This window comes from Stenotrophomonas sp. YJH_SMC_16, assembly GCF_059367875.1.
This window is the reverse complement of record NZ_JCAFRH010000006.1, coordinates 40,282-66,663: the sequence shown is the minus strand read 5'-3', so window position 1 is coordinate 66,663 and position 26,382 is coordinate 40,282. Positions and strand designations below refer to the sequence as shown.

11 protein-coding genes and 1 pseudogene are annotated in these 26,382 nt (G+C 64.5%); 4 read left to right on the top strand and 8 right to left on the bottom strand.

The features are described 5' to 3' along the window. Window positions 1–96: 96 nt before the first annotated feature. Window positions 97–878: pseudogene (locus tag AC5P6E_RS14440) on the bottom strand (SDR family oxidoreductase). Then, entirely contained in the window at window positions 875–1,201 is a 327-nt protein-coding gene (locus AC5P6E_RS14435) for a nuclear transport factor 2 family protein (RefSeq protein WP_019337070.1), read from the bottom strand. The pseudogene AC5P6E_RS14440 and the gene AC5P6E_RS14435 overlap by 4 nt, the downstream one beginning before the upstream one ends. A 57-nt stretch (window positions 1,202–1,258) precedes the next feature. Here AC5P6E_RS14435 and AC5P6E_RS14430 point away from each other — a divergent pair, with 57 nt between their 5' ends. Next, window positions 1,259–2,212, top strand: coding sequence for a LysR family transcriptional regulator (locus AC5P6E_RS14430; protein WP_224329103.1), 954 nt, complete (start codon window positions 1,259–1,261; stop codon window positions 2,210–2,212). A 123-nt stretch (window positions 2,213–2,335) separates the two neighbouring features. Here AC5P6E_RS14430 and ssb read toward each other — a convergent pair whose 3' ends face one another. The 6 genes from ssb to AC5P6E_RS14400 all read right to left on the bottom strand — a co-directional run bounded on the left by ssb (window position 2,336) and on the right by AC5P6E_RS14400 (window position 20,426). Then, complete coding sequence (gene ssb / locus AC5P6E_RS14425) at window positions 2,336–2,935, bottom strand: single-stranded DNA-binding protein (protein ID WP_495231063.1); 600 nt, start codon at window positions 2,933–2,935, stop codon at window positions 2,336–2,338. Window positions 2,936–3,126: 191 nt separating this feature from the next. Next, window positions 3,127–3,675 (bottom strand): toxin-activating lysine-acyltransferase, encoded by a 549-nt coding sequence (locus AC5P6E_RS14420; RefSeq protein WP_019337072.1) that lies wholly within the window; start codon window positions 3,673–3,675, stop codon window positions 3,127–3,129. Beyond that, on the bottom strand, window positions 3,672–15,014 hold the full coding sequence (locus AC5P6E_RS14415; protein WP_495231062.1) for an SPM autocatalytic domain-containing protein: 11,343 nt from the start codon (window positions 15,012–15,014) through the stop codon (window positions 3,672–3,674). The genes AC5P6E_RS14420 and AC5P6E_RS14415 overlap by 4 nt, the downstream gene beginning before the upstream one ends. A 1,186-nt stretch (window positions 15,015–16,200) precedes the next feature. Next, entirely contained in the window at window positions 16,201–16,821 is a 621-nt protein-coding gene (locus tag AC5P6E_RS14410) for a hypothetical protein (RefSeq protein ID WP_049413466.1), read from the bottom strand. Next, window positions 16,818–18,212 carry an HlyD family type I secretion periplasmic adaptor subunit gene (locus AC5P6E_RS14405; protein ID WP_029550716.1) on the bottom strand — a complete coding sequence of 465 codons (1,395 nt, stop codon included), beginning with the start codon at window positions 18,210–18,212 and terminating at the stop codon, window positions 16,818–16,820. The genes AC5P6E_RS14410 and AC5P6E_RS14405 overlap by 4 nt, the downstream gene beginning before the upstream one ends. Window positions 18,213–18,242: 30 nt before the next feature. Continuing rightward, on the bottom strand, window positions 18,243–20,426 hold the full coding sequence (locus tag AC5P6E_RS14400) for a type I secretion system permease/ATPase (RefSeq protein ID WP_275043469.1): 2,184 nt from the start codon (window positions 20,424–20,426) through the stop codon (window positions 18,243–18,245). Between the two features lie 213 nt (window positions 20,427–20,639). Here AC5P6E_RS14400 and AC5P6E_RS14395 point away from each other — a divergent pair, with 213 nt between their 5' ends. The 3 genes from AC5P6E_RS14395 (at window position 20,640) to AC5P6E_RS14385 (ending at window position 26,302) form a co-directional block, all read left to right on the top strand. Then, window positions 20,640–21,671: a LacI family DNA-binding transcriptional regulator gene (locus AC5P6E_RS14395; protein ID WP_019337078.1), complete on the top strand. Its 1,032-nt coding sequence runs from the start codon at window positions 20,640–20,642 to the stop codon at window positions 21,669–21,671. Between the two features lie 131 nt (window positions 21,672–21,802). Beyond that, window positions 21,803–22,705: an ABC transporter ATP-binding protein gene (locus AC5P6E_RS14390; protein ID WP_010483501.1), complete on the top strand. Its 903-nt coding sequence runs from the start codon at window positions 21,803–21,805 to the stop codon at window positions 22,703–22,705. A gap of 12 nt (window positions 22,706–22,717) precedes the next feature. Then, on the top strand, window positions 22,718–26,302 hold the full coding sequence (locus AC5P6E_RS14385; protein ID WP_495231061.1) for an ABC transporter permease/M1 family aminopeptidase: 3,585 nt from the start codon (window positions 22,718–22,720) through the stop codon (window positions 26,300–26,302). Window positions 26,303–26,382 lie beyond the last annotated feature (80 nt).

Genomic DNA, 26,382 nt, shown 5'->3' with positions numbered 1-26,382 from the left:
TGCGGGGCACAACTCCGCAGGAATCGCGGACAAAGGAAAGCCCCGCATGAGCGGGGCTTTCTTTCTGGGCGGTGGCAGCGGGACGACGCCTGTTGGCTACAGGGTCGAGACCGTGCCGCCGTCGATCCGATACTCCGTTCCGGAAATCGAGGCAGACCGGGGAGACGCCAGGAACGTGATCAGATCGGCCACCTCCTGCGGTGCCGCGGGGCGCCCCACCGGATCCCCCCAAGCCAGTCCATGACCAGCCTCTTGCCCCCTTCATAATCGGTTCCTGCTTCTGCCGCGATCCGTTCTGCAAATTCCCGGGAAGCCTCTGTCTCGATCCAGCCCGGCGCAACGCTCAGCACGCGCACGCCCTTGGCGGTGACCTCTCTTGAAAGCGACTTGCTGTACGTCGTAAGTGCCGCTTTGGCCGCGGCGTACGCGGTGGTGGACTCCGGCAGAGGCAGCATGCGCTGGATCGAACTGACATGGATGATCACGCCAGCGCGCTGCGCGAGCATGGCCGGCAGCAAGGCGCGATCCAGACGAACCGCCGGCATCAGATTGAGGTTCAGCTCGGCAAACCAATGCGCATCACTGATCGCCGCGAAGCCGCCGCCTGGTGTCTTTGATCCCCCAAGCACATTGATCAGGATGTCGGCACCGTCCCACGCCTGCAGAACGGCCTGGGCGAAGATGCCGGTGCCCTCGGCCGTCGACAGATCGGCTGCCACGTACGCGACCCCTTCGACCGGCCGTGCCGGCAAGCTGCGCGCAGACGTCATCACCCGGGCCCCGGCCTCGGCCAGGGTCCTGACCACCGCAGCCCCCACACCCAACGTGCCGCCGGTTACCACGGCCCGCAGGCCACCGAGTTGAAGATCGAAGCTCATGCAGTGATCTCCAGCGCTGCAATCAGGCCTCGTTGCAGTTCGAAACGGTAGGTCAGCAGGATCGGGCTGCCTGGAAAATTGCCGCTGACAGTGGCGCGGACAACGTGACAGTGTTCCTGCCGCGCGATGGCGCATGGCACGCTGGTAGCACGGTACTTGGCCGATGCCTCGGCCAGGAAGGCCTTGATCGCGTTGACGCCGGTGAGCGTGTGCCCGTCGTCCTTGAGGATCGCCTGGGTGGTGAAGCAACGCCCGAGGGCTTCGGGGTCATGCTCGGCCGCGAAGTACGCGGCAATGGGCTCTGGGAGGGTCAGTGCATTCATTGCTGGGCTCCTGCAGTGGTGAGGCGCTCAGGATGTGCACGCAGGCCAGTTAAGTGAATGCCCTATAATCCGAATGGGTTATGTCGAAAAGTCTACCTAATGCGCGGATCCGAGTTCACTGAACTGAAGGCTTTCGTGGCGGTGGTGGAACGCCAGAGCTTCGCGCGGGCTGCGGAACATCTGGGGGTATCGCCCTCGGCGCTGAGCCAGACCATCCGCCAACTGGAAGGCCGCCTCGGCACCCGCCTGCTCAATCGCACGACCCGAAGCGTCGCGCCATCAGCAAGTGGCGGGCGACTGTACGCGCGCATAGCGCCGCTGTTCGAGGAGTTGGCCGTAGCGGTCGCTGAAACCCGCGAGGCGACCGGGCGGGTGAATGGGACGCTGCGCATCAATACGCTGGGCATCGCCGCGAGAACACTGATTGCCCCGCGGCTTGCCCGCTTCCACCAGGCCTACCCTGATGTCGTTGTCGACATCGTGGTCGACGACGCGCTCAGCGACATCGTCAGTGGGCGGTTTGATGCAGGCATCCGCGTGGGCGGGCAGCTCGAGAAGGACATGGTGGCCATCCGCCTCACTCCCGACCTGAACATGGTCGCCGTGGCGTCACCGGATTACGTCGCACGCCGTGGAACGCCGCGATCTCCAACGGAACTGCAGGACCATGCCTGCATCAACTGGCGGCTGCAGAGTGACGGCAGGCAGTACCGATGGGAGTTCAAGAAGCGAGGTCGCCACCTGGAGGTCGCCGTGGACGGTCCTGTCGTCACCAATCACGCTGACGTCGGGATTGCGGCGGCACTGGCCGGCCTTGGAATCGCCTATCACTTCGAGCAGGATCGCGTGGGGGAACTGCTGGCCCAGGGATTGCTGGTGCGGGTACTGGCGGATTGGTCGGTCTCGCGCCCCGGGCTTTTTCTCTACTACCCGAACAGGCGGCATCGCCCCGCCCTGCTGGGGGCGTTCATTGATTGCCTGCTGGACCAGGGCGTGTTCGGCAATCGGTGACAACATCGAGGAACGTCTGCATCGGCGGCCGTCGGACAACAGGATCCCGGCAGGGCCTCAAAAACGACAAGGGCCCCAGGCAGGCATGCCAGGAGCCCTTGTCGGGATGCACCGAAGGTGCGCTTAGAACGGAATATCGTCGTCAGCGAAGTCGTCCATCGGCGGAGCCTGCTGCGGCTGCGGGCGCTGGTTGCCACCCTGGTTGCCGTAACCGCCGCCCTGGTTGCCGCCCTGGTTGCCATAGCCACCGCCCTGGCCGCCACGCTGGCCACCGCCACCGCCACCGCCACCGCCACCGCCACCGCCACCGTACTCCTGGCGCGGCGCCTGCTGACGCTGCGGGCGATCGCCGCCGTAGTTGCCACCACCGCCACCGCCGCCGCCTTCACCGCGGCCGCCCAGCATCTGCATTTCATCTGCAACGATGTCGGTGGAGTACTTCTCAACGCCGTCCTGGCCGGTGTACTTGTCGTAGCGCAGGCTGCCTTCGACGTAGACCGAGCTGCCCTTGCGCAGGTACTCGCCGGCGATCTCGCCGAGCTTGCCAAAGAACACCACGCGGTGCCATTCGGTACGTTCCTGCTGGTTGCCATCCTTGTCCTTGCGGACGCTGGTGGTGGCCAGGCTGATGCGGGTGATCGCCATGCCGCTCTGGGTGTACTTCACGTCCGGGTCGTTGCCGAGGTTGCCGACCAGGATGACTTTGTTGATGCCGCGCGCCATAGGTAAGTGATTCCATTGTCCGGGGGCTGGTGCCTGTCATAGCACACAGCCGGAGTTGCCGATACCCGGCCGCCCATGGTGGGCACTGCCAGAAACCCGGCATTCTATCATCGCGCCCCGGCCCACCGGGCTTGCCTCTACTCCCCCGACCGCCAGCATGGCGGCCGGGGCGGGCGTTTACCCTTACCGGATCAGGCCGCCTGCGACGGCACGCCGCCCAGGGTCACCTTGTCACGCCGGCCGGTGGCCGGATCGGTCCGGTGCATGGACAGGCTGCGCCCCGCGAACGGCCCGGTCAGCAGATCGCCCAGCATGGCCTCGGCCAGGCCGTTGCCGGGCTGGGCGAAGGGGGTGATGAACTCGATCAGCCACAGGCGATCGCCGCTGTTCCAGTCGTCCAGTTCCAGCCGCTCGCCGACTTCCAGCTTGCGCTCGGCCTCCTCTGAAAGACTGGCCCAGATTGCAACGCCAAGCGGCAACTGTTCCAGTGCCTGCTGGGTCACCCCGGCGAAGGCCGCACCGGCTTCCTGCATGCCCGGCAGCGGCGGTAGTGTGCCGAAACGGAACACCCGGAACTGCTCCTTCAGCAGCGGCGGCATGAATGACCATTCGAGGTCCTTCAACTGCATCTCACGGTGCAGCGGCGACTGTGAAAGCAGCCAGACGATCTGGCCGAGGGCCTCGGCAACGGTGCGCGGCGCCCCGTCGGAGGCGGCGGTGGCGGTCGTGGACGTGATCATGAACGGGAAATCCTATAGTCGGGAATGGCGGTCAACAGTTCCATGGCGGCCGGATCGCGCGCCGCCGTGCTGATGCCCTGGGCATAGGGCTGAGCGTCGAACGTGGACATCGCTTCGATCATCTGGAACCGCTTCTTCTGTGCCAGCGCCAGATTGTCATGCAAGGCGGAGCGCTGTGTTGTCGGGCCGGACGGAATGCTTTCATCGATGGGGGCACGCTGTTCCGACCGAGCCGATTGCTGCATCCGCTCGGCGGCGGTGGGCTCAACGCCACCGAAATGATCCCCCAGTTCCGTCACGGCTTGTGCCACCGGGGCCTGCGGCAGGTCAGTTGCAGGCGTGAAGCGTGGATCCCCGCCACGGCGGTTGACGCGTCCGGAGGCGGCATCACCGCTACCCAGGTCACGCCCGTCCTTTCCGGAGCCAGCATTCAGGTTCAGGCCGTCATCGTCGCCCTCCTGATTGCGCTCGCCGAAAGCGAAGAACATGTCCGACAGGGCCGCCTGGGTGCCATCGATACGGATGTACTGACCGTTGGCATAGGTGGTGTTGTCCACCGACGTACCCGGCATCTGCCCGGTACGGCGCGCATCAAGGTTGATCGACGCCACGCCGGCCTGCTGCAACGTCAGCAGCTCACCCGCCTGGCTGATGCCATCGCGGTTGGCATCGCGCCAGACCTGGAACTCCCTGAAGCGGGCGTCATTGGCATCCAGGCGGCGGTCGCCGTTGCTGTCGTAGGCGGCCAGTCCCTCAAGGTCGGAATGGGCGCCTGCAAGATCGGCCGTGAACGAGATCTCGGCGCCGGAATCGATCGTGCCGTTGCGATTGCGGTCGAGCACCAGTAGACCGTCGTGCGGCCCGACCCAACCGGTCAGATCACGCACGCCATCACCGTCCATGTCAAAGCGCGTGGCGCTCTGTGCCCAGCCCACGGTCTCCACGCCGTCGCCGTCCAGATCGAGAACCACAGGGCCGAGGCGAGCGCCGAACTCGTTGACGACAAACTTCAGCGGATCACTCCAGAGGCCAGCGCTGTCCACGCTCTGGATGACGATTTCATAGTAGGTGTCGTAGTAGGTCTCCTGGTAGTAGCCCGCGCCGCTTCCGCGCGGATCGCCCCAGTTTCCGTCGTTCACCTGACGCCGGTTTCCACGATTCACGATCCGCGTGGCAAGCGTGCCGTTGTAGTAGTAACCGTTCAGGAAACCATCACCGGAAATGGCCTTCGACGTGGTCCCATAGTCAAAGAACGATGTCTCGTTGGTATAGGTGTCCCAGTACTGGCCAGTAGTACTCACCAGTTCCACCGCGCTGGTGATCACCAGACGGCTGAAGATGTCCTCCTGGTCACTTCCCCAGAGCACGTACACGTAGTTGCTGTCCTGCGTCTGGACGACCGTCGGCCGCTCATTGACGTTCTGCACATTGATCGTCACCCAGGTGCTGCTGGAAAGGCCACCACGATCGGTGACCGTCACCTGGATCTGGTGGCTCTGCGCGGTCTCATAATCCAGCTGCCCGTGCAGCGCGATCTGACCCGTGGTGGCGTTGATGCCGAACAGGTTGCTGGCACCACCGGTGATGGCAAACCGGTGGTCGCGGTTGTACCACTGGCTGTCCGGGTCGGACCAGTTGGTGAACTGGAACACGGTCTGCCCCGCCCCCGGCGCCGATTCGGCCAGCGTCAGGCTCTGGCCCCAGGTCGTCGGTGCCTCGTTGACGTCTTCGATGCGTACCGTGATCTCGCGATTGCCCGACACCAGCGCTCCATCCGTCGCACGAACGGTGACGTTGTAGTACGCCTCCAGCTGGCCATCGCCGTCGCCGTCGATCAGCTGCAGGTACGGTGCAACCGCTTCGAAATCGAAGCTGCTGACGTTGTACTTGAGCTGGTTGCCGGAAATGGCGAACCAGGCAAACGGATCGTTGATGATCTGGTACGAGGGCGCGGTCCCGTCCGGATCAGACGAGGACAGCGTGGCCACCACCTGCCCGGACACGCCGGTGTTCTCGGAGGTGAGCGCCACGTGCTGCACGACGTCAGGCGTTCGTGGCGCTTCGTTGACGTTGGACACGCCCACTTGGAACACCTGGTCGCGGGTCGCGCCGTGGGTGTCGGTCACCCTCACCGTGATTGCATGCGAAGTGGCGGCCTCGTAGTCCAGTAGCCCACCATTGGCGACGCTCAGTACACCAGCCGCGGTGATGGCAAAGCGGCCGCCAGCATTGTTGACCAGGGTGAAGGTCAGGCCGTCGGTCACGTCCTGGTCCTGGCCACTGAACTTACCGACCTCGGCGCCGTTGGCAGTGTTTTCCGCGATGCTCAGCGTGCGATCAACGGTGATGCCATGCGGCGTATCGTTGACGTCTTCAAGGCGCACGGTGATGGTGCGCGCCCCCGCCGAGGTCAACCCACCCGACACAGCCTTCACCGACACCGAGTACACCACCTCCTGGCGGCCATCGCCATCAGCGTCACTCACGGCCATTCCAGCAGCCTTCAGCGCTTCGAAATCCAGGGCCAGGCCATCACGGAACTTCAGCTGGTTGCCGACCAGGGTGAACCAGCCGCGCGCGTCGCCCTCCAGCACATAGCTGTAGCTGCCATTGCCGCCACTGGAGGCAAGGTTGGCGATCACAACGCCGCCCAGCGCCGCATTCTCGGCGGCGATTGCCACCGGTTGGCTGGAGACGGTCGGCGTAGCCGGCGCCTCATCAACGTTGGTCACCGCCACGGTGAACGTCTTGTCGCGGGTCAACCCTCCCGAGTCGGTCACCCGCACCACGATCTGGTGCGAGGTGTTGGCCTCGTAGTCGAGCAGGCTGGCATTGGCCACCGTCAGCACGCCGGCCGCGGAAATCGCAAAGCGCCCGCCTGCGTTGTTGGTCAGGCTGAAGGTGAAGCTGTCATTGTCCGCATCCACCCGTGCGAAGTTGCCCAGCACGGTGCCATTGGCCACCGGTGCATCCGAGGTCGACTCGACTGTGCTCAGCGCACGGTCCACGGTGATGTCGGTCGGACGCGCATTGATGGTGACCGACAGGGTCTGCGTCTTGCTGCTGGTCTTGCCCGTCGCGGTCTCCTTGGCGATGGCGGTCACCGTCAGCGCCGCAGTGCCGGTCAGGTCGGCCGACCACGTGGCCGGACCGACCAGCGCCAGACCGGCCAGCTGCGCCGGCGTCAGCGACCACACGCCGTTGCCCAGGTTCGTGCCCTTGTTCAGGGTCAGCCCGGTCGGCAGGTTCGAGATTCGGATCTCCAGCGTTTCCGACCCGTCGGTGTCGGTGAGGGCAGCCTGCACGTCCAGCGTCAGCGTTCCGCCATCAAGCGTCTTGCCGACCTGCACGGCACGGGTAATCACCGGCGCGTCCACTACCGGCGCCACATTCATGAAGAACACGCGCTCGGTCACCAGCCCACCGGCATCGGTTGCGATCAGCTTGATCGCAACGCGTCCGCTGGCGTTGCCCTTCGGCACCAGCGTCACCGTACGCTCGCCGTTGGCCCCCGCAGTGATGCTCGGAGTATTCATCCAGGCCACCACCGTCGTGAGGTCAGTGGCATCCACCGCCACGGCACGTACGGTGACCCCGGATGCCGGGGTCAGGTCATCACCGACGGTGAACTGCAGGGCGACCTGCCCATCCTCGTTGATCGACTGATCCGGCACGATGCTGATCGACGGCAGGCCGTTGCCATCCCAGTAGTGCCGCCACTGGTTCTCGAACGTGCCGTCGGCATGCAATGCCTGATAGGCCGCCACCGTGGCCGGCTTGGTGCGACCGGCCATCAGCGCGACCAGTCCCTCTGCATTGATCGTGCTGCTGGCGTGCTCGCCGGCCAGGAAGAAATCAATCTTGTAGTTGGCGCGATCATTGGCATTGGTGGTCGTGTACCAGCCCTTGATCGTGGTCACCACGCTGGTGCCGATCACCGAGATCACCAGGTCATCGCCGGTACGGCTGAACCACAGGTCATTGCGGCTGATGTCGCGATAGCCGATGACGTCGATATCGTCGCCACTGGAGTCGTAGTTGCGGATTTCGTCGGCACCGGAGTTGCGGTCGATCAAGTAGACGTCGCTATCATCGCCACCAATCAGGATGTCGTTACCGGCGCCACCATACAGGGTGTCATTGCCGGCCTGCGCATCGAGCAGGTCGTCACCATCACCGCCATACAGCGTGTCGTTGCCAGCACCGCCATAGAGCTTGTCGTTGCCTGCGCCACCCTCGATGTAATCATCCCCCGCGCCACCAGTGATGACGTCGTCGAACCTACTGCCGATCACGCGCTCGAACGCATCTTCCAGCACATCGCCAGCGGCCGCGCCACCATGTGCTCCGGTAGCCAGGTTCAGCACGATGCCCGCCGTCGCCGAGGCGTAGGTCAGCGTATCGACACCGACGCCCCCGGACAGGGTGTCGGCACCGGCACCGCCATCGAGGATATCGTCGCCATCACCACCGCGCAGGATGTCGTTGCCGACGCCACCGCGCAGCGTGTCATTGCCGATGCCCCCTTCCAGCAGGTCATTGCCGGCACCGCCATCGAGGATGTCATTGCCGGCGTCGCCGTACAGACGATCATCACCGTCTTCGCCATACAGGTTGTCATCGCCATCACCGCCACGCAGTTCGTCGACGCCTGCGCCACCGTACAGCGTGTCGCGACCCAGCTCGCCCCACAGTTTGTCGTCGCCAGCCTCACCGCGCAGATTGTCATCGCCATCGCCACCGTACAGGTCGTCGTTGCCACCGCCGCCGTTGATGATGTCATTGCCACCGAGCCCCTGGATCACATCCCGGTTGGCCTGGCCGACCAGCGTTTCGCCAGCGGCAGTGCCGTACAGGTAGTCATCGCGGTTGACCACGGTGAAGACCAGCTGCTTGCTGACGCTCAACCCGGCGCCGCCGCGATCGGTCGCGGTGACCGTCACGGTGACGTTGCTGCCCGCCTCATAGTCAACGATCGCACCCGCCTTCAGGCGTAGTTGGTTGCCGTTGATGATCTCGAAGCGGCTGTCGGACACGCTGTACACCATCGTGGCGAAATCACTGCCGGCCGTGGTGTCTGGGTCGGTGGCCGACAGCGTGCCGAGCAGGATCGCCGGCAGCGCGGTACCGGTGGGAACGCGATCGGTTTCGCTGAAGCTGGTGGTGGTGGCCGCGAACATCACTGCCGTCGGCGCTTCGTTCTCGTCTTCGATGGCATAGGTGAAGCTGAGCGTCGAAGCAGATGCCAGGCTGCCGTCGTACGCCCTCACGCTGGCGGTCAGCAGCACCTCCTTGATGCCGTCGCCATCCAGATCGACCAAGGTCGCGCCTTGGGCGGCGGCCAGCGCCTCGAAGTCGATTGCAACGCCCGCACGCACGCGTACCTGGTTACCCACCACCTCCAGCAGACCGCCCGGGTTGGCTACAAGTTGCAGGGTCGGCGTGGTCTTGTCGGGGTCCCCGATCACGAAGGTGCCTACCACCGTACCGGCGCCCGTCTTTTCACCGGCCAGTACGGGTGCGGTGTTCGGTGGCCGCGTCGGCGTGAACGGTGCCTCGTTGACGTTGCGGACGTCGATCTTGAAGTCCTTCTCGAACCACGCGCCGGCACTGTCGGTCACGCGTACCCGGATGGTGTGCGCGGTGGCGGTCTCATAGTCCAGCTTGGTGCCGTCACGAACGCTGAGCGTGCCATCGGCCGTGAGCTTGAAGCGCCCGCCGCCATCATTGATCAGGGTGAAGGTGGCCGTATCTTCCGCGCCGTCGCGATCGATATGACCGAAGCGGCCCAGCGACAGGTTGTTGGCGGCGTTCTCGTCCACGGCCAGCGGGCCGGGTGCGAGGATGTCGCTGGGCGCGTCGTTGACCGAGCGCACCACCAGATCGACGATCTGGTCGGCGGTATTGCCGTCCGCATCGGTCACCCGGACCACGAAACGGTCATTGCCGTGGCGGTCCGCAGCCGGCGTGTAGACCCAGGCGCCGGTGGCCGCATTGAGCGTGACGGCCCCCATACCGGGTGCGGTGATCACCGTGTACCCGGTGATGTTCCCATCATGGTCGACGGCATTGACGCTGCCACTGAGCGGCACGTCCTCATCGGTGGCCAGGTACTGCGTCTCGACCAGTGGTGCCGGCTTGTTCGAGTTCTGCCAGTAGGTGCCGAGCAGGCCCTGCAAGCTGGAGGACATCCCGGCCGGCACGGACGCCGACTCTGCCGCCATTGCCGCGAGCAGTGGCTCGGCGTGGGCGAGGAAAAGCGAGCCCGCACCGGTCGCGATCTCGGTGATCCGACTGGAGCCGGTGTAGTAGCCCGCGATGGTGATCCGGGTGCTGCCTCCGATCACGCTGACCAGCAGATCGTTGCCCACCTTCTGCAGCCAGACCTCGTGGTTGGCCACGTTCTGCAGCACGATGCGATTGACGCCCAGTGCGTCTTCGATCCGGTCGTTGCCGCCCTCCCGATCGAACAGGTAGGTGTCATTGCCATCACCGCCCCGCAGCAGGTCGTTACCGGCCTCACCGGCCAGGGTGTCGTTGCCGGTCCCGCCGTCCAGCAGGTCGTCGCCCGCGCCACCCACCAGAGTATCGTTGCCGGCTTCGCCGTAGAGCTGGTCGTCTCCATCCTGCCCCCCCAGGGTGTCATTGCCTTCGCCGCCCCAGGCCTTGTCGTTGCCTACATCGCCGCTGATCTGGTCGTCGCCCAGCCCACCGTAAAGGTCGTCAGCACCCGCGCCACCGGCCAACACATCGTTGCCCGCGCCACCTTCAAGTCGGTCATCGCCGGCATCGCCGGACAACGCATCGTTGCCGTCGCCGCCCATCAGGGTGTCGTTGCCATCACCACCGATGAGCACGTCATCGCCCCCACGCCCATCCAGCCAGTCGTTGCCGCCCAGCCCGATCAGGCGATTGGCCCGCGAATCACCACTGATGGTATCGGCGAAGCCGTCGCTGCCCACCACGTTCTCCAGCGTGCTGACGCCGTTGACTGCGACCAGGGTATCGCCATCGGCATGCCCGCCCGACAGCGTGCCCGCGGCCAAATCCAGCACCAGCGACGCGGTGGACGTCACATAGCGGACCGTATCGCCATAGGCTTCACCCGCCACCGCCGCCTGGCCGAGGCTGATGCGGTCGCTGCCACCGTCGAGGATATCGGCACCGGCACCGCCCTCCAGCGTGTCGTCGCCGTCGCCGCCCCGCAGCGTGTCATTGCCATCTCCACCCGCCAGCACGTCGTGACCTGCAAGACCCGTAAGCGTGTCCGCGCCATCGGACCCGAACAATACATCGTCACTCGCGCTACCGCCTTGGGAAAGCTGGCGGAACTGGCGCAGATCCAGCACCAGTCCGTCCTTCAACTGCATGAACTCGACGCGACGTTGGGCATTCGTGTGATTGGCGAGCTTGATCGTACCGTTCTGTGCGGCGAAGACATCCACCTGGAGCGTCGTCCCGCTCAGCGCCAACCGAAGATTGGAGAGGCTGAGCCCTGCTCCCAGTACCAGCGTATCCTGGCCCCCGTCGATGGCCTGGAACACTTCGCGTACGATCTGTTGCCCATTTGGCCCGTTTCGCCAGGTCGACGAACGGAACTGCCCCTGCGCCGATGGCCACGTGGTGGAGGCTGGCGCGTTCGCCACTGGGGCGTCAAACAGGAAGTCCACCTTGTCCACGCTCTGGTAGACAACAGTGCCGGATCCGATCTCCTTGACCGTCAACCGATACTGATGCTTGTTGCCCACCGTTGTCTCGCCAATGCCCAGATACTCCCAAGACGCCGTGTAGGCTGATCCCAACGTCCCTGAGCTGGACATCACCTCATCAAGATAGAATGCGCCTTCATAGATGACATCACTACCGTCGCCGATGTTGTACTCATAGGCATCGTCGCCCTCACCGCCGTACAACGCATCCGCGCCACCGCCACCACGCAGCACATCTGCGCCTATGCTGCCGCCGAGGCGGTCGGCGCCGGCGCCGCCCTCGATGCCTTCGATGCTGCTGTAGGCATCGCCCTTGGCGTCGCCGGTATTGGCGAACGTGCCTTCCAGGTAAACGCGCACCGCCGCACTTCCCGCGTAAGAGGCGATGTCCACGCCACCGCCACCGAACAGGGTGTCCGCGCCGGCACCGCCGTGCAGCAGATCGTCACCCTGGCCGCCGTACAGGATGTCGTCACCCGCACTGCCACGCAGCGTATCGTCGCCCTCATTGCCCATCAGCAGGTCGTTGCCCGCACCGCCGTCGATAACGTCATCGCCACCGTTGCCGGTCAACCAGTCCTTGCCAGCCGTACCGACGATCGTGTCGTTGCCATCGCCACCCCCAAGCAGGGTCATGTCGGTGAGCGCATGGCGGCCGGTCGCGGCAAACACCATGTTCTCGATCGATCCGCCGAGTGCGTACCAGTCCCTGATAGTGATCCGGTCACTGGACGCCGAGAGGCGCTCCTTCTCACCATCGCGACCGATCACCAGGCGCAGGTCATTGCCATCGCGCTGCAACATCACATCCTGGATATCGATGCCAACGCCAAATTCCAGCGAATCAACACCCGCGTTGCGCGCTATCAGGCCATTGAGCGCGCCCTTGTGCCGGCGCAGCACCTGCGCCTCGTCGTTCCAGTCGTTGTGGCTGATCCAGGTGGAACCGTCGAAATAGACCACGCCATCCTTGCTGACGGTGCCATCGGCATTACGCACATAGCCGTTGACGTAGGCGCCCTTCTCCCAGACCAGATCCCAGTTGTCGACATAGTCGTCCATGACAATGTCGTCGCCATCGCCGCGCTGGTAGCGGAAGACGTCATCGCCTTCACCGCCCACCACTTCGTCGTTGCCACGACCGCCGACCACGAGGTCCGAACCCGTACCACCATACACACGGTCATTGCCATCATCGCCAAACACCGTGTCGTTGCCCGCGCCGCCCAGCACCTGATCGTTGCCGGAGCCGCCCATCACCCAGTCCTGGTCGCCATCGCCAGCAACGAAATCGTCGCCCGAGCCACCATTGCCGAAGTCATTGCCGGCCAGGCCGCGGATCTCGTCGTTGCCAGCCCCGCCATACAGGAAGTCCGCACCGTAGGTACCCAGGATCACATCCGAGCCACCAGTGCCGATGATGTACGAGGTCATATCGCCGATGCGGATGTCCTCGCCATCGGCAAACCGCAGCCACTCCACGCGATGCGAAGATTCGAACCAGTCCTTGATGGTCAGCTCGTCGCCGGTGAGGATCGCGTTGCCGGCGGCGTCATAGCTGACCAGGGCAATGATCAGGTCGTTGCCGGCACCGCTGGCCGAGGAGCGACGCATCTGGATGTTCTGCAGCGACAGGCCGGTGCCGAACACGATCGCGTCCTCCCCCCCCTTCACCGAGCCGTTGACCTCGTAATCGCCGCCACCGGCCCAGTTGCGCGCCAGCTGTCCATTGGCGATCTTCGCGAGGCGGTCATTCAAGCTGTCGCCGCTGCCGCGGATGGCCCCCGCCCCCTCTTCGTCGTAGACCACATCGCGGCCGTCACCGAGCCGGAACAGGTACTGGTCCGCGCCGCCCCCACCGAACAGGCGCGCTTCGCCATTGCCCCCCCGATCATCGCCGGCGCCACCGGCGATGATGTCGCCACCCTCGCCACCCGCCAGCAGGTCGTTGCCAGCGCCGCCTTCCAGCCAGTCCGAACCGGTGCCGCCATACAGGCGATCGTCGCCGGCACCGCCGTCGAGGTAGTTGCCATTGCCACCACGCGCAGCGATCGCCAACGCCTGTGCGCTGGCATCACCGATGGCGAAGTTCACATTGGTGACATTGCCGGCGAACAGCACATCGTTGCCGTCACCGCCAAACAGCCAGTCATCGAGCAGGCCACCCACAAGGGTGTCGTTCCCACTGCCGCCGAGCAGATCGTTGCCGAGATCCCCGCCACGGACCAGATCGTCGCCAGCACCGGCATCGATGACCGCAGCGATGCCGATGCGATGGGTGGCCGGGGCGGCCTTGCCGTTGATCAGCAGGCCAGTGGTGCTGGACAGCGTTGCACCATTGACGATGATGCTATCGTTGCCGGTGCCACCGAGGATGCGATCCTTGTCTGCGGTGACGATGGTGTCGCCAATAGAGAGGAGCTCCTCGCCGCTCCATCCCATGAACAGGAACTTCCGTCCACTCGAACTGTCAAGCGATGCAACGACGTTCGCCGCATTCAGGCCTACGCCATTCAGCTCCCCATCGGGCAACTGATCCATCCATGCCGCAAATCCGCCTACCCAGTCAGTCGATGCACGCTTGTTCAACCCAAGTTCTGTGGCACGCGCAAATGTGATAGCCCATTGTGCTGCCAGTCCGCTTTCCGGAGCGCCGGCAATGAGCGCGTTGATCTGGAAGGGGTCCATCAGATAGCGCCCGTAGTCGGCCGCCATCGCAAGATCCCCGACCAGAGACGTCACGTTGAACTCACGCGAAGACGGCAGCATCCCCAGGTGTTGCACGAGGGCGCGCTTGATATGGATGTCGCCGCCGATCATCTTCCCGGCAAGATTGGTCAGTGCCAGTGCCGATCCGTATCCGATCAGCTCTTCCGCGCTGGAGAACGCGACGGGAGCCGCCGACCAGTATCGATACTCCTTTCCATACGCGCCAAAGGTGCCCCCATCGACAGAGCTACCAGAGGCTACCCGGCTTCCGGACAATTTCAGCACAGCATTGAGATTCTCCGCCACGGCACTGGCGAGGATCTTCGCACCGGCCTTGGAGCCACCGGAGCGTGACCGCACTCCGCTGATGACGAAACTCTCCGATGTCTCTTCCCAGCTGACCGTGGCCCACGACCGCGGCTTTCCACTTGAGAAGAACGAGCCGATCAGTCCTCCCAGGATGTAGCCGACCAATGCGCCGACTGCCGCACCGATCGCGCCGTATGCCGCCCCACCCACTTTACTGCCCGCTGCAGCCCATGTCGTCGCCGCAGATGCACCGACATAAGCACCAATGGCCGATCCCACCTGCGCACCGATCTGGCCACCGATGGTATCGAACTCTACCAGGCTGGCACCGATGCGCGCGCCGACATAAGCCCCCACCGCATTGAACAGCTGGGCGGATTTGATGCCATTGAACAGGCTGATGTTCGCGCCATTGGAAATCGCTGCCGCGTTCTGGATGATCTGCGCGATCGCCGCCGACGCGACGGTTTGCCCCAGTTCGCCAAGCGTTCCTTCAATACCAAGCGAGCTGATCAGCTCTGCGGCCAGGTAGGAGGAGATCGCACCCACACCTGCACTGCGCAGGTTGGCCTGGAACTCTTCCGGAAGGTCGTCAAGGACGTTCTGGACCACTCCCGACGGAAGCGTTACAGACACACCGCCGGCTTGGATGGCCTCTGCCAGATTCTCACCGACGGTTGTCAGGATGGTGGAACTCAGCACCCGCCATGCAGGATCCTTGATACGCAGTGCCGAAGAAACGGCGCCGCCGATGGCTCCGCCGAGCCCACCCGCCAAGGCAATCTTCTGCAAGAGCCCATCGTCGGCATTGAACAGCCAACTCAATGCATACGGGGAGTTCCAGCCGGGTGTCGCTGAGCCCTTGCGCGTGATGGTCGTCCAGTTGTTCGGACCATCCGAGATTCCCAGGGTTTCACTGTTCCCGGTGAAATAGAAGCCCGATGCCTCCAGCTTTGCTCTGTCCACTCCGAGTGCTGAAAAATCGATGGTCAGCGCATTGGGCTTTCCGGCCCCCAAGATGCGGCGATACTCGGATTCGTAATACAGAATCCTGTTGATCGCTCCGAGCGTGTAGTACTCGTGATAGCTCAGATTGGCGTTCGGGCCGAGCTTTGAACGTGGATCATCGAAGTAGCATACGGCCACCGCTTCGATGTTGGCCGCTGTCTGTTGCAGAACGAGATTCTGATCAAGCACGATCCCGGGGGCAGTTTCGTAAAGCCCGCTGGGCAACCTTGTTACGCAGTCCGGGCGCACAAAGTACATGCGTTCCAACAGCGCCTGGCGATCAATTGGCTTGCCCCCATTGCTGGCAACCATTTCATTGCGGACGGCATTCCACCCGTTGATTGTTGCGACGGCCTCGTTGGCACGTGCTGCAAGCACATAGTTCTTGATCGCTATGGTGTAGTTGCGATCCGAATCACGGAACTGCGACAGATTGATCACTACATTCGAGAAATTCCCGGAAGCAGCATCGACAGCACCACTGAACAAGCCATGCCCGATCTCATGACCTAGCGTGGATCTCAGGTTGTCCATCACTGCCGTGCCAACGCCTCTGGAAAGCGCGTTCCTTGACAGCCGCATGACCCCGTCGTCGAGATGCCCGCCCTCGCTGGCACTCTCCGGAAGAAGTTCAATCGCCTTCAGCTTCCCTTGAAGCGCCGCGCGATTGAACTGCAGGATGAGCTGCGGGGAGCCCTCCAGTGCTCTCTGAATCAGATTCGCGGCGCGCAGCGATTCGCCACCTCGCGCCCTGAGAATATCGAGAATCGACTTCAACTGCGAATTGAATTCAGCCATTTCCCTGCTCCGATGGTTCGACCTGGATGCTCTCCACACAGGATTCGCCGCTGACGGATCCAGTGGGGACGTAAGTGATCACGACCACGGGCAGATGTGGTCGAGAAAAAAAATGTATGCGAGGAGAGCCTGGCGGCACCTGGGGACGCGTGTGATCAAAGCCGTTTCTTCTCAGCCGATCGGCAAACTCCGCGAAAGAGAAGGTGCAGTACCCTGGTACCCGGCGGCCTTGCTCCCCCACTACGTAGAACGCAACGACGTTCCCGCCATTGGGGCGCTCTCTGGATTCAATCCAGTAGTTCCAGCCTTCGCGAACCTTGGCGTCTATCCGCAACACACCAGTGCGGTAAGGCGAGGGCGCCATGGGGCGAGCGGAAAGACGATTCCAGCTCGAGCTCGAGATCCCCTTGAATCCGGGTACTGCCCGCTGCTCGGACAGCAGGCTGACAATCCGCTGGGAGAGAAGGTCGGCACTGATATCTCCAGAGGGTGCCGGCTTGCGCTTGGTGATCTCGGCGGCCATGGCATTGGCAGGCACGATCAGGATCATTCCAAGCAGGAAGCCGCCCGCTTCCCGAGTGAACATCTGCCTCAAGCCTTTGACCAGGTTCATCGCTCCCTCCCCGCTTCCTGCACGCGCCTGGACAGCGGCGACAGCAGGTATTCAATGATGCGGCGATCACCGGTCTTGATTTCCGCCGTTGCGGCAAGGCCCGGCGCCAGCGCGCGACGCCGGCCATCCACTTCGATCCAGGGCTGCAGCAGGCGCACGCGGGCCGGATAGCGCAACCCTTCCTTCTCGGTCTGTACCGCATCGCGGCCCACAGTCTCGACCACGCCATCCACCACGCCGTAGCGGGTGAACGGATAGGCCTCCAGCTTCACCTCCACGGGCTGCCCTTCCCGGACGAAGCCGGCATCGCGATTGGGCAGCATCGCATCGACCACCAGCTCGCCGTCATGCGGCACCAGCACCATCAGCGCATCGGCCGGCTTCACCACACCACCGATGGTGTGCACCTGTAGTTGCTGCACGACGCCATTCACGGGTGCGCGCAATACCGTGTGCCCAGCCTTGTCATGGGCCTTCTTCAATTCTTCGCCACGCAGTGCGCGCGCCGCTTCCGCCTCAGTCAGCGCATCCAGTGCTTCACGTGCGAACTCGCTGCGGCTCTTGCTCATCTGCTGGCTGGCCGCCAGTTGCGCGGCGGTCGCTTTGCGCTGCTCTTCACGGCGAATAGCCAGGTCCTGGCGCATGCCGACAACACGCTCTTTCACTTCGGCCACCTGCAGTCGCGGCACGTAGTTGTCGCGGCTCAGCTCCTCCAGCTTGTTCAACTGGTCGGTAGCCAGCGGCAGCTGCTCTTCCAGCTTGGCGATCTCGGCCAGGATCATGCCGTGCTCGCCATCGCGCTGGCTGCGCTCCTGCTGCAAGCCGCCCACGGTGGAATCGAACTCGCGCTGCTTGGCGGCGACGAGTGCCTGCTGGACGGCAACAATACTGTCAGGTGCCCCCTCCGGTGCGATGAAGCGACCGGCCCGGCCGGCAACGTGGTCAACCACGGCCTGCGCCCGTGCCACATCGATCTGCGCGGTCAGCAACGCCTGGCGCGCCTGCTCGACTTCGGCATGGCTGACCGTCGGATCCAGTTCGAGCAGCGGTGTGCCGGCCTTCACTGACTGCCCTTCGACCACATGGATTGCACGGACCACGCCCTGGTCCGCAGCCTGGATCACCTTCACATTGCCACGCGGAATCACCTTGCCTTCGGCCACGGCGACCATGTCCAGGCGGCCAAGGCACGACCAGATCAATGCAATGGCCAGAAAGGCGATCAGCAGCCAGAGAACGGTGCGGCCGATCGGGTTCGGGGGCTTTTCCAGGATCTCCAGCGCCGCCGGCAGGAAGTCCGGCGCGGCCGAACTGCGTGGGTCCTGCTGCGCACGCTCCGCGCGCAGGCTCTCGCGCAGGATGCCCAAATGATGCCTCAGTCCTTTCAACATGCGTGCTGTCCTTGGCTGGGCGCGCGGTGGTCAGTTCAACGGGGCGGCCACGGCGGGCAGGCCCATCTGTTTGGTGTAGAGCAGTGAGTAACGGCCTCCCGCGCGCAGCAGATCCTCGTGCGTGCCGGTCTCGGTGATGCGGCCACGTTCGAGGGTCACGATGCGGTTGGCCTGGCGTACCGCCGACAGACGATGCGCGATGATGATCACGGTGCGGCCGGCGGACATCCGCTTGAGGTTGTCCTGGATGACTTCCTCGCTCTCCGCATCCAGCGCCGAGGTCGCCTCGTCGAAGATCAGGATCTTCGGATCGATCGCCAATGCACGCGCGATCGCCAGGCGCTGCCGTTGGCCGCCGGAGAGATTGCCACCACGCTCGTCGATGCGTGTGTCGTAGGCCTCGGGCAGCTCCAGGATGAAATCGTGTGCGCCGGCCAGCTTGGCCACTTCCACCACTCGGCTCATCGGCATCGCCGGGTCTGCCATGGCGATGTTCTCGCGCACGCTGCGGTTGAACAGCAGGTTTTCCTGCAGTACCACACCCACCTGCCGCCGCAGCCACGCCGGGTCCACCATGGACAGATCGACACCATCCACCAGCACACGGCCACGCTCCGGGGTGTGCAGGCGCTGGATCAGCTTGGTCAGGGTCGACTTGCCAGACCCCGAGGGACCGACCACGCCGAGGATCTCACCCGGAGCAATCTCCAGACTGACTGACGACAACACTTCCTGGCCTTCGGGGCGATAGCGGAACGACACATGCTCCAGCGCGATGCGGCCATCCACTGCCGGCAGGCTGGCACGCGAGGGTGAGCTGGCCGGTTCGGTAGGCGAGTTGAGGATGTCGCCCAGCCGCTCCACGGCGATGCGCGCCTGCTGGAAGTCCTGGGCCAGCTGCGCCAGGCGCAGCACCGGGCCGGCAACCTGCCCGGCAAGCATGTTGAACGCCACCAGTTCGCCCACGGTCAGCTTGCCGTCGATCACCAGCCGCGCGCCGAAGAACAGCAGCGCCACCGTGGCCAGCTTGTGGATCAGCTGTACCGCCTGCGAGCCCCAGTTGGCCAGCATGCTGGCGCGGAAGCTGGCCTGGATGTAGCCCGCCAGCTGCTTGTCCCAGCGGTTCTGCGCCTGCGGCTCGACCGCCAGCGCCTTGATGGTCTCCACACCGGTCACTGCTTCGACCAGGAACGACTGGTTTTCGGCGCCGCGCACGAACTTCTCATCCAGCCGACGCCGCAGCATCGGCCCGACCACCATGACCACCACCGCGTACAGCGGCAGCGTGATCAGCACGATCAGCAGCAATGCAGGGCTGTACAGCCACATCACGGCCAGGAACACGATGGCAAAGAACAGATCCAGCACCACCGTCTGCGCTGAGGAGGTGAGGAACTCGCGGATGGTCTCCAGTTCGCGTACGCGCGCCACCGAATCACCCACCCGGCGCGCCTGGAAATAGGCCAATGGCAGATGCGTGAGGTGGGAGAAGAGCTTCGAGCCAAGTTCGGCATCAACGCGGCTGGTGGTGTGCGAGAACAGGTAGGTACGCAGCCCGCCCATCAGCACTTCGAACACCGAAACCACCAGCAGGCCGAGGGCAAGCACTTCCAGCGTGGTGATGCCTTTGTGCACCAGTACTTTGTCGATCACCACCTGGAAGAACAGCGGCGTGATGAGTGCCATCAACTGCAGGAAGAACGAGGCTACCAGCACGTCACGCAGCAGGCGGCGATACTTCACCAAGGCAGGAATGAACCAACCGACATCGAAGCGCCTCGCGGCGCCGGCCACGCTTTCACGCGTGGTCATCAGCAACAGGCGGCCATCGAACTCCTGCGAGAACTCGCCAAGGGACAGCGTGACCGGGCGTCCGTCGGCCGCCGCGTCGAAGCACAACACGTTCTCGGCGTCAGCCTTGAGCACGAGCGTATAGCGCCCATCGGCCAGGCAGGCGATGGCGGGCAGCGGATGGTCGCGCAGCGCGGTTACCCGCGCCTGTACCACGCGTGCTTTGACGTCCATCCGCTTGGCCAGGCGCAACAGATCCTGTGTATCGATACGGCCCTCGGGGTGGCCCAGCTGGTGCCGGAGTTGCTCGGGGTCGGCAGGCCGATCCAGAAACCCCAACAGGGCGACGAAGCACGCCAGCGCGCCCCCATCGTCCACGCACAGCGACTCCTGCAGATCGATCCCTGATCCGTTACTGCCCACGTCAACTGCCTTGTTGTCCCCTGGTGCGCGGACTCTAGGGCCATGCCATGGCAGCTGTCCATCTGCTGAATGCGTTTTTGTGCAAATCAAGTAAAAATGACAAATTGGTCACATTTTTTAACATCAACCCCGTTCATTCAGACAGGAGCGCACCTGCAAGCGGAGGGCCAGCCTCATGGCATCATGATCGCTGCACGTTCCCTATCCGTTCCCATGACGATCAAAGGCAAAGCCACCTCCCTGGACATCGCCCACCTGGCCGGGGTCTCCCAGCCCACCGTGTCGCGGGCCCTGCGGGGCAGCCCGATGGTCAATGCCGAGACCCGCGAGCGCATCCTGCGCATCGCCCGCGAGCTGAACTACAAGGTCGACAAGAACGCCTCCAGCCTGCGCCTGCGCAACGCCGGCACCCTGGCCCTGCTGTTCTTCGAGGACCCGACCAACGACGACTCGCTGATCAACCCGTTCTTCCATTCGATGCTGGGCTCGATCACCCGCGCCTGCGCGCTGCACGGGCAGGACCTGCTGGTCTCGTTCCAGCAACTGTCCACCGACTGGCAGGCCGATTACGAGGACAGCAACAAGGCCGACGGCATCATCCTGCTCGGCTACGGCGACTACCACGAATCGCGCGACCGCCTGCAGCGGCTGGTCGAACAGGGCACGCACTTCGTGCGCTGGGGCGCCGCCCTGCCCGGCCAGCCCGGTGTCTCGATCGGCAGCGACAACTTCCAGGGCGGGCATGACATCACCACCCACCTGCTGCAGCAGGGCTGCCGCCGCATCGCCTTCCTCGGCCATGCCTCCAGCCATTACCCCGAATTCCAGGAGCGCTACCGCGGCCATGTCACGGCCCTGCAGGACCACGGCCTGGCCGCCGAACCGGCGCTGCAGCACGATGCGATCACCACCGAGGCTTCCGGCCAGGAGGCCTGCCAGGCGCTGCTGGCGCGCGGCGAACCGATCGATGCGATCTGCGCCGCCAGCGACCTGATCGCCATCGGTGCGATGCGCGCCCTGCGCGAGGCCGGGCTACGGGTGCCGCAGGACGTGGCGGTGACCGGCTTCGACGACATCCCGCTGGCGGCCTCGGTGTCTCCGGCGCTGACCACGGTCCAGCAGGACACCAAGCAGGCCGGCCAGCTGCTGGTGGAGCGCCTGCTGACGCTGATCGGCCGGCAACCGGTGGAGGGCCAGAGCATCCCGGTGAAGCTGGTGGTGCGGGAATCGTCGCTGCGCCGGTAAGCGCCACCAGACCTCCCGCCACGCCTCAACGTGCGACGGCGGAATTCTCCCCCCATGACCAACGGCGGATGCGCACGGAAGCCGATGCGCGGATAACGCGCAGACATCGCCCATGGAAAGGTGTACGTCGCATGCTGAAGATCGATTCGCTGTCCAAGACTTACGCCAACGGCGTGCATGCCCTCAACAACGTCACCCTGGACATCCCGCGCGGCATGTTCGGCCTGCTCGGTCCGAACGGCGCCGGCAAGTCGTCGCTGATGCGCACGCTGTCCACCCTGCAGGAAGCCGACAGCGGCACGGCCACCCTCACCATTCCAGGCGAGGCGCCGATCGACGTACTGCGCGACAAGGACGCGGTGCGCCGCCGGCTGGGCTACCTGCCGCAGGATTTCGGCGTGTACCCGAAAGTCAGCGCGCTGGACCTGCTGGAACATTTCGCGGTGCTCAAGGGCCTGACCCAACGCGCGCAGCGCCGCGAGGTGGTCGATGGACTGCTGCAGCAGGTGAACCTGTGGGACGCGCGCAAGCGCAAGCTCGGCACCTACTCCGGCGGCATGCGCCAGCGCTTCGGTATCGCCCAGGCGCTGCTGGGTGACCCGCGGCTGGTGATCGTCGACGAGCCCACTGCCGGCCTCGATCCGGAGGAACGCAACCGCTTCCTCAACCTGCTGGCGGCCATCGGCGAGAACGTGGCAGTCATCCTGTCCACCCATATCGTCGAGGACGTGACCGATCTGTGCCCGACGATGGCGATCATGAACAAGGGCCAGGTGCTGCTGACCGGCCGGCCTACCGAGGCCATCGACGCGTTGCAGCACCAGGTCTGGCGCAAGCAGGTCGATCCGTCGGAACTGGCCGACCATGAAGCACGCTACGTGGTGCTGTCCACCCGCCTGGTCGGTGGCCGCCCGGTGATCCACGTGCACAGCGCCAACGACCCCGGCGACGGCTTCGCGGCCGTGGCTCCCGACCTCGAGGACGTGTACTTCCAGCGCCTGCGCCTGCAGGCCCGTGCCCGCGCGGCAGCCTGAGCGGAGCACGCCATGATCTTCAACTTCTTCCGCTTCGAGCTGCGCGAGCAGCTGCGTTCCCCGCTGCTGTGGCTCCTGGCCGGGCTGTTCGCCCTGCTTGCCTTCGCCGCAGCGTCCAGCGACGCGGTGCAGATCGGCGGTGGCGCCGGCAACGTGCACAGCAACGCGCCCACCGTGATCGCGCAGATGCTGGGCATCTTCACCCTGCTCGGCATGCTGATCACTGCCCTGTTCGTCAGCAACGCGCTCCTGCGTGACTTCGAACTGGGCACCGCCGAGCTGATCTTCGCCAGCCCGGTAAAGCGGCGCGACTACCTGGCCGGGCGCATCGCCGCGGCACTGGCGGCCGGACTGCTGGTCTACGTCCTGATCGCGTTCGGACTGTGGCTGGCGCCGTTCATGCCATGGGTCGATCCCGAGCGCATGGGCCCGATCAGCTGGCAGGGCTATGCGTGGACGTTCGCGGTCATCGTCATCCCGAACCTGTTGTTCACCACCGCGCTGCTGTCGCTGCTGGCGGCGCTGACCCGCTCGATCCTGTGGGTCTACATCGGCCTGGTGGCCTACCTGGTGCTGTACGGCGCCAGCGCGGCCCTGCTGCGCGACATCGACAATACGTGGATCGCGGTGCTGAGCGAACCGCTGGGCATGCGCGCACTCGGCCGCACGATCCGCTACTGGTCCACCGCCGAGCGCAACAACGGGATTCCCGAGCTGACCGGTTATCTGCTGGCCAACCGTGTCCTGTGGCTGGCTGTGGCGGCGGCGCTGTTCGCCGCTACCTTCGCGCTGTTCCGTACCGAGCGCAGCGGTAGCGGCCGCCGTCGCTGGGGCCGCAGGCAAGCGCAACCGGTTGCCGATGCCGCCGGCGCCCGCCCCACCCGCGCGACACTGCCGCGCGTGGTACCGGCGTTCACCGCCACCACCGCGTGGCAGCAGTTCCTGCGCCAGGTCCGCTTCGATACACGCGGCGTCCTGCGCAGCGTGCCGTTCATCGTGCTGCTGGTACTGGGCCTGGCCAACTTCCTGCCCAGCGCGCTGTTCCGGCAGACCCTGTACGGCACCTCGATCTGGCCGGTCACCTCGCAGATGATCATGGGCCTGCAGGGGGCCTTCAGCTGGCTGCTGGTGATCATTGTGCTGTTCTTCGCCGGTGAGCTGGTCTGGAAGGAACGCAGTGCGCGCATCAACGAAGTGACCGATGCCATGCCGGTGCCGAACTGGGTGCCGCTGCTGGCCAAGTTCACCGCACTGCTGGCCGTGATCGTCTGTTTCCAGGCCGCCGGCGCGCTGGCGGCGATGGGCGTGCAGCTGGCCAAGGGCTACACGCATCTGGAGCCGCTGCTGTACCTGCGCAGCCTGGCGCTGGATTCGGTGGTCTACATCCTGATGGGCGGCCTGGCGCTGGTGCTGCAGGTGCTCACCAACAACAAGTTCGTCGGTTATGCGCTGCTGATCGTGGTGATGATCGGCCAGGGCGTGCTCGGCCTGCTCGACTACACGCAGAACCTGTACAACTTCGGCAGCTGGCCCAACGCGCCCTATTCGGACATGAACGGCTACGGCCACTTCCTGACCGGGCAGCTGGCGTTCCAGGGCTACTGGGCGCTGTTCCTGCTGACTTTGATGTGCCTGGCGTCGGCCTTCTGGGTACGGGGTGTCAGCCAGGGCCTGCGCCAGCGCCTGGCCCTGGCCGGCCGCCGCCTGCGTGGTCCGACCGGCGCCTTCGCCGCGGTGGCCGCGCTGGCGTTCGTCGGCGTGGGGAGCTGGCTGTACTGGAGCACCAACATCCGCAACGAGTTCCTTTCTCCGGACCAGCAGCTGGATCTGCAGGCCCGCTACGAGCGCGAGCTGTCGAAATACCGCAACCTGCCGCAACCACGCATTGTCGCCGTGGACAACCGCGTGGACCTGTTCCCGGAATCGCAGTCGATGGTGATCGATGCGAACTGGACGGTACGCAACACCCACGCCACGCCGATCCAGGACGTGCACGTCTCGATGGGCGATGACAAGCAGCTGATCGCGGTCGACCTGGGTGGGCAGACACTTGCGATGCATGACGCCGATCTCGGCTACCGCATCTACCGCCTGCAGAAACCACTGCAACCGGGTGAAACCCGCAGCGTGCATTTCCGGGTGGTGCAGAAGCCCAACGGCATCACCGCCGGCCAGGCACCAAGCAACATCGTCGACAACGGCACCTTCTTCAACAGCCGCGTGCTGCCTTCCTTCGGCTACAACGAAGGCGCCGAGATCAGCGACCGCAACGAACGCCGCAAGCGCGACCTGGGCGAGCCGCGGCGCATGCCCAAGCTGGAAGACGAAGCCGCACGCGCCAACACCTACATCTCCAACGATGCCGACTGGCTCGACTTCCGCACCACGGTCTGCACGGCACCGGACCAGGTGGCGCTGGCCCCGGGGTACCTCCAGCATGAGACCACGGTCAACGGCCGGCGCTGCTTCAGCTATGCCATGGACCGGCCGATGCTGAACTTCTACGCCTATCTGTCGGCGCGCTGGGAGGTGCGCAAGGCGAAGTACAAGAACATTCCGGTGGAGGTCTACTTCGACCCGGCGCACGGCTACAACGTGGACCGGATGATCGAAGCGGTGCAGAAATCGCTGGCCTACTACGAGGCGAACTTCACCCCGTACCAGCATCGCCAGGTGCGCATCATCGAGTTCCCGGGCTATGCGCGCTTCGCGCAGTCGTTCGCCAACACCATCCCCTACTCCGAGGCCATCGGTTTCATCGCCGACCTGCGTGACCCGGACAAGGTGGACTACGTGTTCTATGTGACCGCGCACGAGATCGCACACCAGTGGTGGGCGCACCAGGTAATCGGTGCCAACGTGCAGGGCGCGACGGTGCTGTCCGAATCGCTGTCGCAGTATTCGGCACTGATGGTGATGGAGCAGGAGTACGGCCGCCAGCACATGCGCCAGTTCCTCAAGCGCGAACTGGACGGCTACCTGTCCGGGCGTGGTGGCGAGGCCATCGAGGAACAGCCGCTGGAACGTGTGGAGAACCAGCAGTACATCCACTACCAGAAGGGTTCGCTGGTGTTCTACCGGCTGCGCGAGGAGATCGGCGAGCAGGCGCTTAACCGGGCATTGAAGCGTTTCCTGCAGGACAAGGGTTACCAGCAACCGCCCTACACCACCTCGCGCGAATTGCTGGCCTACATCCGCGCCGAGACCCCGGCCGACCGCCAGCCGCTGGTTACCGACCTGTTCGAGAAGATCAGTTTCTACGACAACCGGGTGATGGTCGCCAGCGCCCGCAAGCGCGATGACGGCCGCTACGACGTGACCCTGGACCTGCATGCTGCCAAGCAATATGCCGACGGCAAGGGCCAGGAAAGCGACGGGAAGATGGATGACTGGATCGAGATCGGCGTGTTCGCCAACGGGCCTTCAGGCAAGGAACGCGACCAGAGAGTGCTGTACCTGCAGCGTCATCACATCACCAGCGCCGATCCGAAGATCACGGTGACCGTGGATGAAAAGCCGGATGAAGCGGGCTTCGATCCGTATAACAAGCTGATCGACCGGGTGAGCGACGACAACCGGCGCAAGGTGACGATGTGAGGCAACGTGGCGCCGGCCTGTGCGCCGGCGTTCCACGCAACACGTGCGGGCTTGGCTCGGCCTTGATGTTTGGCTTGGCC